Origin of the sequence: Nitrospira sp. (assembly GCA_024760545.1) — a bacterium.
Taxonomy (GTDB): domain Bacteria; phylum Nitrospirota; class Nitrospiria; order Nitrospirales; family Nitrospiraceae; genus Nitrospira_D.
Map to the genome: position 1 here is coordinate 3,145,858 of CP060501.1, position 18,253 is coordinate 3,164,110.

Genomic DNA, 18,253 nt, shown 5'->3' on the forward strand with positions numbered 1-18,253 from the left:
TCGCCGTGGCTATACTCCTAGCAGGCTGTTGAAAACGTCCGCCAGCTTTGTTCTCGCATCGCTCAGAGGCTCAACATACGGAGCAGAGTATGCCTCGCCTCTTCGCTCGCTGTGGCCTCGCTGGCCGGCCTTTTTGAACAGCCTGCTGAAATCTTTTTAGGAGGGTTGATCGAATGCCGATGCTTCCAGACAGCCATGGCCGATTCGGGTCTTATGGTGGCCGTTATGTGCCTGAAACCCTCATGCCGGCGCTTTTGGAGTTGGAAGGCGAGTATGCCAAGGCAAAAAAAGACCGCCGATTTCAGACCGACCTCGCCTATTACCTCAAGCAATATGTCGGACGGCCTACCAGTCTCTATCGCGCCGATCGGCTGACCAAAAAATTAGGCGGAGCCAAGATCTATCTGAAGCGGGAAGACCTGTGTCATACCGGCGCGCACAAGATCAACAATGCGATCGGCCAAGTGTTGCTGGCCTTGCGCATGAAGAAGCAGCGAATCATCGCCGAGACCGGGGCCGGTCAGCACGGTGTCGCGACGGCCACGGCGGCGGCCATGTTCGGACTGCAGTGCGAAATCTACATGGGTACTGAAGATATGCAACGGCAGGCGTTGAACGTCTTTCGTATGCGCCTGTTGGGTGCGACCGTGACCGGTGTCGATGCCGGCAGCCGCACCCTGAAGGATGCCATCAGCGAGGCCATGCGGGATTGGACGACCAACGTGCGCACCACGCACTATGTCTTGGGCTCGGTTCTGGGCGCGCATCCCTATCCCATGATGATCCGCGACTTTCAGGCGATCATCGGGCGGGAGGCGAGGAAACAGATTCTTTCCGCTGAAAAGCGCCTGCCGGACTACCTCGTCGCCTGTGTAGGGGGAGGAAGCAATTCGATCGGTCTTTTCCATGCGTTTCTCCGAGACGCTAAAGTCAAAATGATCGGCGTGGAAGCCGGAGGGCTCGGGGTCGAAAGCGGAAAACACGCCGCGCGGTTCTCTGGCGGCAAACCGGGAGTTTTGCAAGGCACTATGACCTACCTGCTTCAGGATGAAAACGGACAGATAAATTTGACGCATTCAGTTTCGGCCGGTCTGGATTATGCGGCTGTCGGACCGGAGCATAGTCTCTACCATGATCAAGGCCGGATTGAGTACACCTATGCGACGGACGCGGAAGCGTTGTCGGCCTTTGATCTCCTGGCGCACGAAGAAGGTATCGTCCCCGCGCTCGAAAGCGCCCATGCGATCGCGCAAGTCGTCAAGCTCGCTCCCAAGCTCAAGAAATCCCAGCTCATCATCGCGAACCTTTCGGGGCGTGGAGACAAGGATGTGCAGCAAGTCGCGAGAATGCGAGGCGAATCATTATGACCGGGCGGCTGGAAGCTAGATTCAATGATCTGCGCAAGCGAGGGCAGAAAGCGCTCATTGCCTACCTGATGGCAGGAGATCCGGGACTCGCTGAAACGGAACAGTTGGTAGTGGCGTTAGAGCAGGCGGGGGCCGACATCATCGAACTGGGCGTCCCCTTTTCGGACCCGATCGCCGACGGGCCGGTGATTCAGCAGGCTGCGGAGCGCGCGCTGCGGAACGGCACGTCTCTTCGGCAGATCCTGGCCTCCATCACCTCACTCAGGCAGCGGACAAATATCCCCATCATCCTGATGCTGTACTACAACTCCATCCATGCGATGGGTTGTGAAAAGTTTTGCCGCGCGGCGCAGGCAGCGGGAGTGGATGGACTGATCGTGCCCGATATGCCGCCGGACGAAGCGGGACCCCTCAAGGCGCCGGCGGACGCAGCCGGGCTGCCGCTCATCTTCTTGCTCGCGCCGACCAGTACGGCTGATCGGCGAAAACTCGTGGCGAAAGAGTCGCATGGCTTCGTGTACTATGTTTCGCTGACCGGCATTACCGGGGCGAAGCTCAGCAACGTCGGAGACATAGGACAGAATATCGAAAAGCTGCGGAAGGTCTCCGCCACGCCCGTCGCAGTCGGATTCGGCGTGGCGACTCCGGAGGATGCGGCGAAGGTGTCAAAGATGGCCGATGGGGTGATCGTCGGCAGCGCCATCGTGAAACGCATCGCGTCCCATCAACAGGATCCCGCCATGGTCAGACATGTCGCTGAGTTTGTCCGCTCTCTCAAAGCGGCCATGGTTCCAGCCTAGATAGCCGTTCGGCCACACGCCGTCCTAGTGAAGTAGATTCTTCCAGCGCCTCACTTTCTTCTTACGGAAGTCTTCTGATCAGCCTTTGCGCGAAGGTCCAAACGGCCTCATTGGCTAAGGCCATCTTCGGGGATTGCAGAAAATCACAAATAACGTAAGGTGTATACCGTAAGAATGTACTTGCTCATGGCCGGTTGAGTTGCGTGGTGGCTATTTGTTTCCGCCAATGGCCCTGGAACGGGAGCAACGATGAGCGCAATCCTCTCTCGAATGTATCAGCGGGTAACGATCAGTCTAGGTGCGACTGCCCCTGCCCTATGCAATAAGCGGGTACCACCCCTCTCAGACTCCATGAGACTACGAGACATGGCTCGTGAGTGGGAATCGACTTGCCCCGTACCTGATCGGATTGTCCCGTCCCCTTATCGTCTCGTACGCACCATTCCCTATCGTGAAAGGAGACGGCAATGCAGACCGGTCGTCTTGAGCTGATCGTTCTTGCCTGTGTTCTGTATTGGTGGCTGCTCCCAGTCGGTCCAGGGATTGCCAAAGAAGTTGATGAGGATCTCCCGATGGGAACGGCGGGCGGGGCGGTTCATGTCGATCCTTTCACCGGCACAGCGACGACCAGCATTCCAATCAGCGTGTTGCCTGGGCGCAATGGGGTTCAACCCAATCTGCAACTGACCTATGCCAGTGGAAATGGAAACGGCTGGGTGGGGATGGGGTGGAAACTCGAATTGGGAGCGATCGAAATGAACACGCGGTTCGGGGTGATCTATAAAGAAAGCCCAGCCGATAACGGGAAAGTTTATGCCGTGCGGATGAGTAGTGTATCGGCGGAGCTGATCAAGCTCCAACCCAGCGTACCGACTGATCCCGAATATCGAGCAAAAATTGAAAGTGGCTTCTTCAGGGTCCGTACGTTGACGACCGGCGGATGGGAAGTGACTGATCGCAAGGGCGTGAAGTACTTGTTCGGAGTAAGCGCCAACGCACGGGTCGAAGATACCACCACGGGTCGCATCTTCCGGTGGAACCTGGAGCGAGTGGAAGACCGCGACGGCAATTATTTGCTTGCGACCTACATAAAGGATCAGGGCCAGTCTTATCTCGATCAGATCAGGTACACCTTGACGATGAAAGATGCCACGCCCGCTCCTTATTCCATCAAGTTCTACTCGAATACCCCAGCAGGGATAACAGCACCAGATACCTACAATGCCTATTTCAAAGTCGAGACGGCCAAACGATTGAGAGCGATCGAACTGAAGGCGAACGGCGCGACGATGCGTGTCTATAAGTTGAGCTATACCCGCAGCATCACGACGGGTACGCAACTGCTAACACAGGTGCAACAGTTCGACCGCAACGCGTCTATCAATCTCACGACATTTGACGTAACCGGAACTGCGTTGCCGCCCATCACGATGACCTACTCAACCTCCGCCTCGACCTTTACGCCGACCATTAATCCTTGGCTCACCGGCTGGTGTAGCGGGGGGACCGAGATCAATCCTGGTGAGTTGAATGCTGATGGCCGGCAGGATTTGTGGTGTGAAAATCCATCTGGAGGCATATCCGGCGCACGAGCGAATAGTACTGCGACGTTTACCAATACCGGTACAGGGGCAACCGGATGTACGTCCATTGGAGTCGGAGACTTCAACGGCGACGGTCGTGGGGATGTTGGCTGTTATACGCTCCAGCTCGATGGGTGCGTTGATACAGCTCCTCTGTTGTGCAATCCCACTCCAGGTGCTCATGCCCAAACCCCAGTGTTGCAAGTGGCAGTAAGCGACCCAAATGGAGTTTTTGGTACTAAAGCCACGTGGTTAGATCTCAACACCTGTTACTTACCTTCAACGAATGCGGGAAGCCAACCCATTCTAATTGGCATCCTGGACTACGATGGCGATGGCCTTAACGACATCTGGTGTGTGGATACATATCAAATCAATAATACCCCAAAGATCTCGTTCGCCCGTTCGACGGGCAGCACGTTTGTGTCGGCCGGCAGCATCACTAATTGGTGCGGGACGAGCGGTGTGATGCTGGGGGTAGGAGATTTCAATGGAGACGGGAAGTCCGATCTCTGGTGTCTCAACTCGGCAGGAAGTACCTCCCTTGTCTACTCCACCTCGACAAGCACCAGCACGACCTTCTCGATCCCCAGCACGCCGTTGGGCGGGTGGTGCGTCAAACCGAGCACAGCACCTCCCCACTTGAGACCCGTAAACCCACCTCCACCAGGAAAAGTATACGCCACCGATTTTAATGGGGATGGCCTTCAAGATCTCTGGTGCCATCTGACGGATGGTACGGTCAAAGTAGCGCTTTCCACTGGGACGTCGTTTTTCTTGTCGGCAACTCCCTGGCGTACTGGTTTCTGCACCACAGGCAAGGTAGGCACAGCGGATTTCAATGGAGATGGGCTTACCGATCTCTGGTGCCATACGACGACTGGGGTTACACAAGTCATGCTGTCTACGGGAAGTACGTTTGCCACCCCCACGACCTGGGTGAGTGGATTCTGTACGATCGACATATTCGGGGCTGCCGATTTAAACGGCGATGCCAAACCTGACCTGTGGTGTCTCAACAGTGGGACTGTCTCAGTCGCCATTGCCGGCAGTCCCAGTGTCAAAACCGATCTCCTTGCCACATTGTCGAACGGGATTGGGGCATCAACTGCGATCACTTACACCCCTTCGACTGCACTCGGGGTGTCCCATACGCTCCTCCCGTATCCAATCTACGTAACCACGATATTGGCGAAGACCGTATCCACGATCGTCGCCGGAGTCACGGGCAATCAGACCACGGAGACGACGTATCAGTATGAAAAGGGCTATCACAGTATCCCAAACCGCGACTTCCGCGGCTTTCAGAAGGCGACCGTCACGGCTTGTGCCAGCTGTAGCACGGCAGAGAAAACGGTGACGGTCACCGAGTTCCATCAGGGCGTGGGTACGGGAACGACAGAGGACAATGGAACTGCGCTGACACATCCGGATGCCCCGACCAAGGGGTTGCCATATCGGATCGTGGTTCAGGATAGCGTGCTGGTTCCTCAGCTCGAGACGCTCACTACCTATACCAGCGACGTGGATTCAGTCGCGCCCTGGTACACCCCCTCTTCGCAGGTGGTCACCAGAACCTACGCGAATGGGGTCCTTGCAAAGACGACGCAGGTCAATTTCACATACGATCATACCTACGGCAACGTGACACGCGAAGATCACTTAGGCGACACAGGTGTCACGGGGGATGAAAAAACTATCGATCGGGCGTTCGCGAATGAGCCAACTGCCTGGTTAATCGGGTTTGTTACACGCGAAACGATCTACAAAGGGATCACCACAGCGCTAGCTGACAAAATGGCCGAAACGACGTTCTTCTATGATGGGACGACGAGCTGTACGACCGCGTCAACCCTTCAAGTTCCCACGCTCGGCCATCTCACGAAAACCGTCAATTGGCTGAACGGGGGAACCAATCCAGAAACGCGGAGAGCGTATGACATCTATGGCAATCAAGTGTGCACAAGAGATCCGAGAGGCAACTTTACCACCATCACGTATGACACAACGAATAAGTTATTTCCCCGCGTTGTCACGAAGCCGCTTGGGGTGGTTACAACGACGGAGTACTTTGGTGTCAACGCGGTTCCCACGACCTTCGGTCTCTTCGGGCAAGTCCAAAGTGTGAAAGATCCGAATAATCAGACTATGACGACGAAGTACGACCCCTTCGGACGCAAGATCGAAGTGGTCACTCCGCAAACCGATGGGACTTTCACGATCACCATCGAGTACAGAAATTTCGGGCAGGGGGTGGGCACCGATCCGCTGACGAAACAACATGTCTACACCGCCAACGCGCTGGGGTTATTCAGCTGGACCTTCTTTGACGGATCAGGACGGACGATCACGACGAAGAGTACCGGTCCAACCGTGAGTGGGTCTATCCGAACCGATACCCTGTATGACCTACGCGGTCAGATGGCTCAAACGAGTGTGCCGTACTTCGAAGGGACGGGATTGCCGCTCTATCGGACCACCACCTACGACGTGCTGGGGCGCGTGAGCCAAGTGACGAACCCCGATGGGACGGTGAGCACGATTTGTCGCAATGGTTGGGAAACGACCACGCTTGACCCCAAGCAACACCGGAAGACAGAGACGGCGGACGCGTATGGGCGGACGATTAAGGTCGAAGAGTTCACCGGCATGCAACCGACCTGTACGAGCAGCGGGGCGACGCTCTATGCGACGACGCGATATCAGTATGACGTCATCGGTAATCTTGTCAAAGTTACCGATCATCCCGGCAACGTAACCACTATGCGCTACGATACGTTGGGCCGCAAGATCGCGATGAGTGACCCGGATATGGGCAAGTGCGGCGACCTCACCGCGCTCAATCCAAACGTGACCTACCCGTGGTACCCCACGCCCTGTTGGAACTACAAGTACGATGACGCCGGCAATCTCGAACGGCAAACCGATGCCAAGAATCAAACTCTCTGGTTTACGTACGACGCGCTGAATCGTCGTACGCAGAAGGACTTCACCACGCAGAAAGCCGCCGGAAGTGGCGATGTTCGCTACCTCTATGAGACTTCGGTCACCACGTTTAACCAAGTGGGCCGGATCAAGCAAGTCATCGACGCCTCGGGCAACATGCAGTTTCGCTACGATCCTACCGGGCGCATTATTCGAACTGACAAAGTGCTCGATGGGGTGACGTATGTGACTGAGAGTAGTTACGACGGACTTGGGCGCATCGTGCAGGTGAAGTATCCAACCACGCCGATGAAAGCTGTCGATTATCTCTATAACGGTCCTTGGCTGGCAACGGTCAAGGATTCGGCTGGGAGTGGGACGACCACCTACGTAACATATTCGAACTTCAATGCTTTAGGTCAACCGAGGACGACCACCCAGGGCAATGGTGTGGTAACCACGCGCACGTTTGACCCCCTCACGTTCCGACTGGAGACCGTCAATACAGTCAACCCCAATACGCCGTCGCCTGACATTGCTGCTCCGACGATACCGACGAAGGTCACGACTACGATCATCAATAGCACGCAAATCAATCTTAGCTGGACCCCGAGCCTCGATAACATAGGAGTGACCGGCTATTGGATCGAACGGTGCCAGGGGGCCGGGTGCACAAGCTTCACGCAGGTTGGGACTTCAACCGGAACAACATTTAGCGACACAGGTGGCACCACGGGCACCATCTATAGCTATCGTGTGCGTGCGACGGATGCCGCGGGCAATGTCAGTCTGTATTCGATCCCCACTCCAACAACAGGATACGGCTCGGGCCCGTTCGGCCTCTCGCCGTATGGGTCATGAGGCGCGACATCCTACGCGCACGAAAGGTCAATTGCACGTGACACCGACTCGGACAAGGAGGTGGAGAGGATGAAGAATCAAGAGACGCATTCGACGGCGATGGTCATGGTGCTGACCATGCTCACCGTGTTCTTCGTATATTGGCAGCAATCTGCTGAGGCGGTCTGCACGCCTCTCGGCACCACAACACCGAATGTCGGACTGTGCAAACCAGGAAACGGCGAGACGGGATGGACGAACGCGATCAACGACAATTGGACCCTCCTGGACAACCGCCTAGTTCCACCCGGCGCGGTCCTGTTTTATGCAGCGGCTACCCCTCCAAATGGCTGGTATGTCTGTGACGGCACCGCGAAGAATCGGACGACCGACGCCGCCTTGTTTGCGGTGATTGGAACGACGTTCGGGGCCGGCGATGGGGCCACCACATTCAACGTGCCCGATGCCCGGTCGCGCAATGTCGTTGCGGCGGGCCAAGGAACGGGATTGACCATGAGGAATCTGGCCGGCTCGGGAGGGGAAGAAACGCACACGCTAACGATCTCGGAAATGCCGAGCCACAACCACACGATCTCGAATGCGATGCCAGCGTCTGGCTCAGTGTTCCAGGGCTCAGGCGTCGGTGGCGGGGGTTCGGGGACAGTATCAATCGGGCTTACGGGCGGCAATGGGGCTCACAATGTCATGGATCCTTTTCTGGTCCTCACCTGCATGATTAAGCGATAGAGCGGCCTCGAGTGGTCGCGAGAGCACACACTCGAATGGGGTCGAGAGCGCCAGACCGCGTTGGATCTTTGTGGCGGAGGAGCACTGATATGGACCGACAAACATTGAGGCAAAAGCAGAGTCGAGGAGGCGCCTTATCGCGCTGCGTTCTGGTCGCTGTCGCACTTCTAACAACTCCGCCGCCAGTCTTTGCCGAAGTCCTTCAAAGCCTGCACTATGCGTATGACGAGGCCGGAAATGTTATTCGAATTGGCGATCAAATTACCTTGGCGAATACACAGATTTTGATCTATGACGATATTGATCGGTTGCTGACGGCGAACGGCCCCTATGGCGCAGGGGGAACCAATAGTACGTTCACCTATGCGTATAATGAGATCGGCAATATGACCGTAAACCCACAGGTGGGGACCTATACCTATCCATCCGGTGGTCCGACCACGGTGCGACCTCATGCCGCAACAGTGGCTGGACCCTATCCTATTACCTATGACAACAATGGCAACGTGCTCACCATGACGGATTCAACCGGGTTCTTTGGATACAACGCGACCTATAACACGGATAATCGCTTGAAGTAGTGTCACCACCACTTTTGCAAGTGTGCCCACCACCACCACGTTCGTCTATGACGGCGATGGCGGGCGGGTGAAGAAGATCGTGGGCACGACGACGACCCGCTACATTAGCAAGCTCTATGAGTGCGAGACGACTGGCGGATCAACGAGCTGCTCACAGTTTATCTTAGCTGGAGACCAACGAATTGCCACGGTCTCTAGTGGTGGCACCATACAATACTGGCATGGCGACCATCTTGGATCCACGAACATGATTACCAACAGCTCCGGCGCTCGGGTGCAGACGCTCGCCTACTATCCCTATGGCGATATTCGCGTGAACCAAAGCTCCGCGACTCCCACTGTCGATGCGCACTACAAGTACACGGGGAAAGAGCTGGACGCGAGTAGCAATCTCTACTTTTATGAATCCCGGTACTATCACGCCATATTTGGCAGGTTCGTCTCGCCGGATAGTATCGTGCCAAACTTAAAAATTCCCCAGGATCTGAACCGGTATGCGTATGCCCGTAACAATCCTATGCTTTATACCGATCCCTCGGGTCACTGTCCCATATGTATCGGGATTGGCATCGGGATTCTCGTCGGCGTGATCTCATCGGGGATCCAGAGCGATTGGGATTTGGAGGCGACCCTCATCGGGGGCGCGATCGGCGGCGCGAGTGCCGGCGTTGGAGCCGGGGTGGCGTCATCGGTCTACAGTGCCACGCTTAGTGCGCTGGGAGGGACATGGGCTGGTGTGGCCGGTGGTGCGGTCGGAGGGGCAGCTGCTGGAGGAACAAGTGCGGTGCTCGCCAATGCAGCGGGCTATCGAGTCAATGTTGGGCTTGCCATCGCGTCAGCTGCAGCGGCTGGTGGTATTATGGGTGGTGCTGGTGCATGGGGGGCACAAAAGGGATATGGGGAATTGGTGGCTTTCGCTGCCTCACCGGTGGCCGGCGCGTCTGCAGCGGCGATTAATGGCTCTGATCCAGGGTTCGGCGCGCTTATCGCGGCTAGCACTACCGCATTCTCTCTCTCACTCCAAAGCTCTTTGCGTAACCTTACATTGCAAGGCCGAGTCTTGACAACTGAAGAGCTGGCCGTCGCAAAATCTGTGTTTGGTGATAGGATCGATTATGGGAATTTAAGAATTTTCAGGTCTAAATATTTCTGGACCCAAGGGGCTGATCACGCCGTGACCCCCAATGGGAATGTTTATTGGCCGAGCGATTCTTGTGGCAATATGATCCTGTGTGGTCAGGGTAAATTGTTTATCCACGAGATGACACACGTGATGCAATACCAACAAGGCATAAGTGTATTTGGCCAAGGGCTTCTGCTCCAGGGTGCTCGCTTTGGTAGTCTCCTGTTCTACGATCCATACAATTTTATCTATGACCCCAATAGGGCGTTCAGTTCCTACAATATAGAACAACAAGGTAAGATGGTTGAGGAAATGTATGAGGGTAGGCTTCCAAATAGCATTCAATAGAATTAACGGATTGCATTGCGCAAAGCGGTCATTAGCAGTGGCGGTCTTAGTCATGATGTGCATCGTTTATGCGGCAGCCTGTTCGCGTCTGTTCATCGTGAAGCCAATAGGCACGTACGGTGATGCGATCGCATTCCGTTTTTATGACATTACAGATGAACAACCATCACGGCACAATATCGTTGACCTATATGTTCAAGAGTATATCGGAGATGGTAAATGGAGCAGTGTCTGGATGTTGAAAGGCAAACAATCGCTTGAAGAGATTGTGTATGGACAGCGTTATGAGGGTCTAACAGAAGTGATTCCACCCAAGGCTCTTTCATTAAATGGAGCATATCGTGTTTTCGTATCAGATCTACCCATGTTTGAGCCCGCCGGGGGTGCTTCTGCAGGATTTGCCTTTGACACAAGGGGAAATCTAATTCTGAAGTGATGGAAGAGGGGCACGTGCCAGAGTGATGATATGACCTCTTCATGAGATTTTGAATTTTTCATGCTATCGGCGGTCGGGTATTGAGTGACAGAGATGACAGGCCATGCCGGAGTTCATCGCGTGAAAGTGAGTCGACAGCTCAAACAGATGGAACTGGGCCCTAGGTAATGCAAGACATGACTTCTTTAGTCGTAGTCGACGATCACGTATAAGCCAAGCCATGGAAGTAAAGCACGATGTAGGATAGACCAAAAGTGCTTCTCGATGCCTCCCGCATCAACCGGGCCTTTCTCTTGCTCGTGCTCTCGTCCTGCCTGGGCTGCCCCCTACGGGGTGTAATCCGTGCCGGTTTCATTCTTCTCCATACAGTCAACCTGAGCCACCACATTTGCCGAGGGAATAGCCATGAACAACCATGCCACCTTTCGCCGCGGCGCCTGTCTCTTCGGGACACTGCTGTTGGGGGTCGTGGTCTGTGTCCCTTCATTCGCCAATGCGCAGTACCCGGTGCTTGAAAATTTACGCGAGACGGAGATCGAATTCGATTTCGATGTCCCCCAATTTCTTGCCCCGAAAAAAGAGCAGGCGCTGCGCATCTTACGAGACGCCGGCGTTCGCATCGCTGCGCATCTGAATACGCAACTTCCATTGGATAAGCTTCCGCCATGGCTTCAACTCACGGTGAGGGTCATCGACTTGGGTGAATGGTCAGTTATTGATACTAGCAAGACTCCAGCTGTTCCAAGAGATTTGAAACTCTGCCCCGGCAAGAAACTCTATATCCGCAAGCTTGAACTCTTGGAGAAAGTCGTGATTCCACGATTGCCGGTGAAGGAGTCCCCGATATGGATATCGCGGACAGTCACATGGAGCCGGGCGCTCCCATTGCCGATCATCGTGGAATCCCTCAGCGAGGACGAGATCTGGCGCGATGTGGAAAAAATGCTACGGGACTTCGCTGAAGACTTTGAACCGGGGAATCACATCCGCAAATAACGATGCGGAGTGGCGTGAAGTGAAGAATTGTGGTAACCCAGGGGACCAAGAAAAGGTACCGGGAGTCTTTTTTAGGTCTTCCGGTTGTAGCAGAGCGGTTGTGATCAGCGCTTGGTCTGCGGAGGCATGTATTTGATCATCTCGTCGGCGAGCTCTTTGGCGATGTCCTTGAGGCTTGGCACAATGAACATGATGTTAACCTAGGCGACAGAATCCAGGAGGGTTCGTACTTCTTGGCCAAGTTCCAATGCATCTCCCAGTTCAATAAGCTCGTTCCGATCATTCACGCCCGGCTTTCGCACTGCCACAATGTTGTTCGCGTCCAGCAGATCGATGGGTCCTCCAGCAAAAAGCTTCAAAAGGACAAGCGATTTCCAGTTCACCACCGGCACTGAACAGCCAAGCGTGTCTAGTCTTTCAATGTTCTTAAAAGCAAGAGCAGCCATCTTCGATGGCAGTACGATCAGTTGAATCGGCACGTCTTGTCCTTCGGATGTCATGCTCAGGCGGAAGACGCCTTGTAGTGGGTCATCTATGCCGCCAGGTTCGTATGTGGCTCCTAGGTAAACGGCCAAGGCATGCGGTTCCGAAGTTCCGAGGGCGACGGCCAGATCGATGTCTTGCGTGGCCCGCGCAACACCCCATGCCGACACGGCGAAGCCACCGATCAACGCATAAGAAGAAAGCAGTCGAGCGCTGTGGGCTTGATCTAAACGTTCAACAATCCGGCTTAGGGCTTCGGAGAACACCGGTTCAATTCGTAGCAGACATCGGAGAGGTGCAATGCGATGGTCAGCCGTTCTTCAGGAGTCTGAAGCCGAGCGCGTTCGATCTTCTCATCGGACAGCTGTCGACCCAATTTACTCGGTCGCCGTCCATACTGCTTCGAACTGGTCGAGTGTTGAAGCTTCATGGTTCTAAGTATACATGGGTCAGCAGAAACCTTAAAGGATGAAAAGGAACCATCACACTCCGACTTGCTCATGACGCATGGTGAATCAGCAAGGGGGCCAAGATGCTTGAGACATACGGCCACATCTGAGCGGGGAGAGGAGCGGCTGTGATCAGCGCTTGGTCTGCGGGGGCATGTACTTGATCATCTCGTCGGCGAGTTCTTTGGCGATGTCCTTGAGGCTCGGTTTGATGAACATGTAGCTGTTGGACCGTTCATGGCGCGCTTTCCAGACCGTCGTGCCGGTCGCCGCATCGATCAGCCGCAGGCTCAACCCCACTCGTCCGACGTTATCTCCTTCCTTCCGCACGTATTCCCAGGAATTGACCCGGACCACCAGGAAGGAATCGACGTTGAGCGCTTTACCGAGCTTGATGGCCGAATCCTTATCGGATTGACCGGTCATCTCGAGGCGGGAGAAATAAAACACCAGTGAATCGAACGCCTCTTTTGAGGCCTGAAAAATATCCGTCACGTTTTCCGGCGACATGACCTTCTCGATGGTCCCCTGACGATTGAGCGCTCCGGCCAAGACATCCTGAATATCCTCGCGTGCGCTGTCGTATTGGCTCGCCATCGGCGGCAACACGGCGATGCTCTGCGGTCGAAAGACTCTGGCGCCGGGGCCTTCCCACACTTCCTGCAAGCCGCCACAACCTGCAAGCATCAAGGCCAGAGCCATTACGGATGCCAGACGTACACATGTTCGAGACAGCATTGGTTTAGTATACCATTAGAATGTGAATGAAACAGAGGCGGAAACTAGGGCGCCCTTTTCACGGAAGTCGTACCCACCTCCGGCGTCCGCCCGGAATGAGAACCATCGCACCCCTAGTCCCGCTGTAGGAACGAAGGGCGTGGATGCATCCTGCATGTTCTTGAACGTGCCGATTCTAAATGACAGAAACTCGGACAAGATCGTTTGTTCGAGCCCCAAGCTCAGGAGCTGGCTTTTCACTCCCGGGACGAACGTCTTATTCGAAGTCGCATCCACATCGGCCGTCAATGTCAGCGTGGAGTACGGATTGATCGCGACGCCGGCGCGAACCTGTGGTTCCAATTTTAATTCCCCGCCCTCTGCGGCATCGAAGGTCGGTTTGTTGATGTCCTTCGCGACGATCCCAAACCTGATCCACGAGGATGGGCGATAGATGGCTCCGATGTCAATTCCGTAGGTCGTTGAGATGTTCGGTTTGCCGAAGTGATCGGTGGTGCTGACACCGCTCCCGCCTTGAAGGTCGGTCGAACCACGGTACGCGGCGCCTTGGATAACCTTTACGGTCATCCCGATTGAAAAGGTCTTATCGGAAAAGGCATAGGCATAGGAAAAGGCCAACTGTCTGGCTTCGAGCCCGCGAAGCGCCATCTGGCCCGCCACGGTGATGGGCGCGCCGGGCCCCGATTGGGTCGCCTGGACCGGTGTCGAGACAAATCCGCCACCGGTTGCGACGTCGGACACGTTGAATCCAAACGCATGTTCGCCAAGGTGTCCCTTCACATAGAGTCCGGCGGACCCGTTGACCGAGATCGCCGCACCTGACCGATTGATGCGATCGGCGATGCTCTGAGCCCTCGACAAATTACCCGGCGTGGTATCGCCCGTATCGAAGTTCTCCAGGTCATGAAGCGCATCGCCCAGGCCGAGTCGATCGAATGCCATCCCTCCCCCCTGGACACGGATGTCTACGGTTTGGGTCATCGCCAACCCGGCGGGGTTCCAATAGGTCGCGAGCGCGTTCGTCGTGACGGCGACGCCGGCTCCACCCATGCCCATAGCGCGTGGCCCCGCGATGACGAACTCCGCTGCCGATACATGGGACGGCAAGGTGGCGGCGATCAGCAAAACGGCTAAGCGAATTGATGGCAAGCAGCGCATGTCATGTCCTCGCGCGGATGCGCAACCATGCGAGTCTAGAGAAGGAATCATTGTTCGTCAAGGATTCGCATGGTCTATCCGGCCGCGGTTGTGAGCGATGAAAAGACGGAGCGCATGTTCAAAAACTTCCGGAATCGAGACGGTGGGAGACAGAGCTGCGGTCTCGGGAGACGATCAGCTCAGACGATTTGTCCGTCCTGCATGTGGATGATACGGTCGGACTGGGCGGAGAGTTTATCGTTATGCGTCACGATCACGAACGTGGTTCCGCGTGTTGTTTTCAAGTTGCGCATCAACTCGAACAACCCTTCCCCGCTGTGTGTGTCGAGGTTGCCGGTCGGCTCATCGGCCAGGACCAAGTCCGGATTCTGCATCAGGGCGCGTGCCATGGCGACCCGTTGCTGTTCCCCGCCGGACAGTTCTCCGGGTTTATGATGAAGGCGATGCCCTAATCCGACTTCCGTGAGGAGGGTCGTGGCGTCGGCTGTGACGGATGTGGGTTCCCGTCGTTGGACGAGCGCCGGCATGCAGGCATTCTCCAACGCGGTGAACTCGGCGAGCAGGTGATGAAACTGAAATACAAACCCTATCCGCCGATTGCGGAATTCAGCCTGTTGCGCCTCCGTCATTCGGAACAGGTCCTGTCCATCGAATGTGACGGTTCCGCTGCTCGGTTTGTCGAGGGTTCCGATAATATGCAGGAGGGTGCTTTTGCCGGCTCCAGAGGCTCCGACAATGGCCACCAATTCGCCGCGCTGAATCTCAAGATTGATTCCCTTGAGGACGGGCAGTTCGTAGGATCCCATCGAGAAGGATTTGTTAAGATTGACGACTTTAATCATACGACAATCGTCGAGAGTTTCGCTCTCTGTCACCGTCGACGCCGTGCGTGACGAATGACGTTCATTCGTAACGCAGCGCGGCGACCGGCTCGAGCTTGGCCGCCTGATTAGCCGGGTACACGGTCGCCACAAAACTGATCAGGATGGCGGAACCGGCCACGAGTAACACATCCTCGGCCAGCACGTGAACCGGAATGGTCGAGATATAGTACACGGTTGGGTCGAACGTCCAAAACGTTTGAATCAGCCAGAGAAACGCATAGCCCAGGGGAATCCCGATGCCGGTCCCGGCAAATCCGATGATCAACCCGTTCAGCATGAAAATGCGTCGGATGCTGCGCTTTGTCGCGCCCATCGCCTTGAGAATCGCGATCTCCTTCTGCTTCTCCGTGACAATCATCGTGAGGGTGCTGACAATGTTGAACGAGGCCACGATCGTGATCAGGACGAGAAGCAGAAACATCATCGTCTTCTCCAGCTTCAGCGCCGAGAAGAGGTTGCGGTTCATCTGCATCCAATCTCTGGCCCCGTGACTGAATCCCAGCTCCTGCTCGATACTGCGGGCGATCTCCCCGGCGCGGAACACATCCGTCACCTTGACTTCAATCCCCGACACGCCCGCTTCCATGCTGAAAAACTTCTGCGCCTCGCCGAGTTCGATATACGCCAGCGAGGAGTCGTATTCGTACATCCCGGAGTGGAACAGGGCCACCACGGCGAACGTTCGGATTTTTGGCACCATGCCCATCGCACTCACAGGGCCGACGGGAGAAACCACGTTGACCGTATCGCCGACGAATACGCCCAGCCTGAGCGCCAATTCTTTGCCGAGAATAATACCAGGCTTTTCGACGACCCGTGGGGTGCCCTGAGGGTCATCGATCGGAGCCTGGGTGACTTTCGCCGGTGTGAGCAGATCGAACAGATGTCCACTCGTGATGTTCTTCGAAAGCTCGGTGACATTGGCCTCTCGTTTCGGATCGATCCCCCGCAGGACGATTCCCTGCACGCCGGATTGAGTGGTCAGCAGCACTTGACGAAGCACAAAAGGCGTGGCCGCCACCACGTCGGGCACCGGCCGAATCTTGTCGATCAAGTGATCATAGTCGGTCATGTTCTCTTTCATGCGCTCTTGGACGATGATGTGAGCGGTCGTGCCGAGAATCTTGCTCTGAATATCCTCCCGGAAGCCGGTCATGATGCCGACCGTACCGATCAGCGCCGCTACACCCAGCGTGATGCCGGCGATCGACACGAAGGTGTTCAGCGAGATCGTCCGGTTACGACGCTTCGCGCGCAAGTAACGGAGTCCGACGAAGATTTCATAGGGAAGCGCCACTATGATTTCTCTGGTCTAAGCTGGGGGAAGAGGACCACATCCCGGATGGAAGCTTGATCCGTGAACAACATGATCAATCGGTCGATCCCGATTCCTTCTCCGGCGGTAGGCGGCATCCCGAACTCGAGGGCGCGAAGGAAGTCTTCGTCGACGAGATGGGCTTCTTCATCGCCCGCCTCATGCTGTGCAGCCTGGCCTTCGAACCGTTCGCGTTGATCCAGCGGATCATTCAACTCGGAAAAGGCATTTGCGATTTCCCGCCCGGCGATGTAGAGCTCGAAGCGGTCCGTCAGGGTCGGGTCAGAATCTTTGCGTCGTGCGAGCGGAGAGATTTCGATCGGATAGTCCGTGATGAAGGTCGGCTGTTGGAGGTTGGGTTCGACGGTCTCTTCGAAGATTTCATTCACAATGGTGAATAGGGACGCCTTGGGGTCCACCGGCACATGAAGCCGCTTAGCCGCCGCCAGTGCCTGCTCGCGATCCCGCAGCGCCGATGGCTCGAGGCCATTCACCTCGAGAATGGCTTGGTGATAGGACCATCGTCGCCAAGGGGGGGTAAGCACAATCTCTTTCCCTTGGTATTGCATGACGGTGTGACCCAAGATCTGTTTGGCCAAGCTCGAGACTAGTTCTTCCGTGAGCGCGATCAAATCTTGATAATCCGCGTATGAAACGTAGAACTCCAGCATCGTGAACTCGGGATTATGTATGGTCGAGATGCCTTCGTTCCGGAAGTTTCGGTTGATCTCGAACACGCGTGGAAACCCGCCGACGATCAGGCGTTTCAAATACAGCTCCGGCGCGATACGCAAGTAGAGATCCACGCCGAGCGCATTATGGTGCGTGACGAAAGGCTTGGCGGCTGCGCCACCGGGAATCGGATGCATCATCGGAGTCTCGACCTCGAGAAATCCTCGTTCAATGAGAAACGCTCGGATACCGGCGATGATGCGGCTCCTGGTCGAAAAGATCTGGTGCACCTGGGGATTGGCGATCAGATCGACGTAGCGCTGCCGATACCGTGTTTCGACATCTGTGAGGCCGTGCCACTTTTCCGGGAGCGGACGGAGGGCTTTGCTGAGAAACGTCAGGCTATGAACCTCGACCGTGAATTCATTCGTCTTCGTGCGGAAGAGCTTTCCCGTGACGCCGATCCAGTCTCCGAGATCGAGCTGCTCGACGACTGTATACGCTTGTTGCGAGAGGAGATCTTTCTTGAGGTAGACTTGGAGACGATCGGAACCGTCTTGTAAGACCGCAAACCCGGCCTTCCCAAAACGCCGCAACGCGACGATCCGTCCCGCAAAAGTACAAGAGATCTTTTCCTGCTCCAACGTCTCCTTGGTCTTTTCACCGTGCATTCTAAGCAATGCTCCGGCACGGTCTTTGACCTCGAAGCGGCTGCCGTAGGGTGGGACACCGGCCTCTCGCAAGAGTTCGAGTTTCTTGATCCGCTGTTGCCGCTGTTCGTTCAGTTCATCCATGGCGTCGTCACAGG

Annotated in this window: 15 protein-coding genes; 8 read left to right on the forward strand and 7 right to left on the reverse strand. The window is 55.7% G+C overall.

Going from position 1 to position 18,253, the window contains the following annotated elements; all coding sequences use genetic code 11:
- The first annotated feature begins 173 nt into the window (after positions 1-173).
- From trpB to H8K03_14905, 8 genes are all read left to right on the forward strand, one after another.
- Positions 174-1,367 carry a tryptophan synthase subunit beta gene (trpB, locus tag H8K03_14870; protein UVT19082.1) on the forward strand — a complete coding sequence of 398 codons (1,194 nt, stop codon included), beginning with the start codon at positions 174-176 and terminating at the stop codon, positions 1,365-1,367.
- On the forward strand, positions 1,364-2,167 hold the full coding sequence (locus H8K03_14875) for a tryptophan synthase subunit alpha (protein ID UVT19083.1): 804 nt from the start codon (positions 1,364-1,366) through the stop codon (positions 2,165-2,167). The genes trpB and H8K03_14875 overlap by 4 nt, the downstream gene beginning before the upstream one ends.
- A gap of 467 nt (positions 2,168-2,634) precedes the next feature.
- Positions 2,635-7,536: a VCBS repeat-containing protein gene (locus H8K03_14880; GenBank protein ID UVT19084.1), complete on the forward strand. Its 4,902-nt coding sequence runs from the start codon at positions 2,635-2,637 to the stop codon at positions 7,534-7,536.
- Positions 7,537-7,605: 69 nt separating this feature from the next.
- The gene (locus H8K03_14885; protein UVT19085.1) at positions 7,606-8,262 is read left to right on the forward strand and encodes a tail fiber protein; all 657 of its coding nucleotides are present in this window, start codon (positions 7,606-7,608) and stop codon (positions 8,260-8,262) included.
- Positions 8,263-8,351: 89 nt separating this feature from the next.
- Positions 8,352-8,843, forward strand: a complete 492-nt coding sequence (locus H8K03_14890) for a hypothetical protein (protein UVT19086.1) — start codon at positions 8,352-8,354, stop codon at positions 8,841-8,843.
- Positions 8,844-8,865: 22 nt separating this feature from the next.
- Positions 8,866-10,314 carry an RHS repeat-associated core domain-containing protein gene (locus H8K03_14895; protein UVT19087.1) on the forward strand — a complete coding sequence of 483 codons (1,449 nt, stop codon included), beginning with the start codon at positions 8,866-8,868 and terminating at the stop codon, positions 10,312-10,314.
- 52 nt (positions 10,315-10,366) lie between these two features.
- Positions 10,367-10,750, forward strand: coding sequence for a hypothetical protein (locus tag H8K03_14900; protein ID UVT19088.1), 384 nt, complete (start codon positions 10,367-10,369; stop codon positions 10,748-10,750).
- Between the two features lie 405 nt (positions 10,751-11,155).
- Complete coding sequence (locus H8K03_14905) at positions 11,156-11,746, forward strand: hypothetical protein (protein UVT19089.1); 591 nt, start codon at positions 11,156-11,158, stop codon at positions 11,744-11,746.
- A 200-nt stretch (positions 11,747-11,946) separates the two neighbouring features.
- Here H8K03_14905 and H8K03_14910 read toward each other — a convergent pair whose 3' ends face one another.
- The 7 genes from H8K03_14910 to lysS all read right to left on the reverse strand — a co-directional run bounded on the left by H8K03_14910 (position 11,947) and on the right by lysS (position 18,239).
- Positions 11,947-12,495 (reverse strand): hypothetical protein, encoded by a 549-nt coding sequence (locus H8K03_14910; GenBank protein ID UVT19090.1) that lies wholly within the window; start codon positions 12,493-12,495, stop codon positions 11,947-11,949.
- Positions 12,477-12,659 carry a hypothetical protein gene (locus H8K03_14915; GenBank protein UVT19091.1) on the reverse strand — a complete coding sequence of 61 codons (183 nt, stop codon included), beginning with the start codon at positions 12,657-12,659 and terminating at the stop codon, positions 12,477-12,479. The genes H8K03_14910 and H8K03_14915 overlap by 19 nt, the downstream gene beginning before the upstream one ends.
- 151 nt (positions 12,660-12,810) lie before the next feature.
- Positions 12,811-13,380 (reverse strand): hypothetical protein, encoded by a 570-nt coding sequence (locus H8K03_14920; GenBank protein ID UVT19092.1) that lies wholly within the window; start codon positions 13,378-13,380, stop codon positions 12,811-12,813.
- A 51-nt stretch (positions 13,381-13,431) separates the two neighbouring features.
- Positions 13,432-14,574: a conjugal transfer protein TraF gene (gene traF / locus H8K03_14925; GenBank protein UVT19093.1), complete on the reverse strand. Its 1,143-nt coding sequence runs from the start codon at positions 14,572-14,574 to the stop codon at positions 13,432-13,434.
- Between the two features lie 179 nt (positions 14,575-14,753).
- Entirely contained in the window at positions 14,754-15,416 is a 663-nt protein-coding gene (locus tag H8K03_14930; protein UVT19094.1) for an ABC transporter ATP-binding protein, read from the reverse strand.
- Between the two features lie 61 nt (positions 15,417-15,477).
- On the reverse strand, positions 15,478-16,755 hold the full coding sequence (locus H8K03_14935) for a lipoprotein-releasing ABC transporter permease subunit (GenBank protein ID UVT19095.1): 1,278 nt from the start codon (positions 16,753-16,755) through the stop codon (positions 15,478-15,480).
- Entirely contained in the window at positions 16,755-18,239 is a 1,485-nt protein-coding gene (gene lysS / locus H8K03_14940; protein UVT19096.1) for a lysine--tRNA ligase, read from the reverse strand. Before lysS ends, H8K03_14935 begins: the two co-directional genes overlap by 1 nt.
- Between the last annotated feature and the right edge of the window lie 14 nt (positions 18,240-18,253).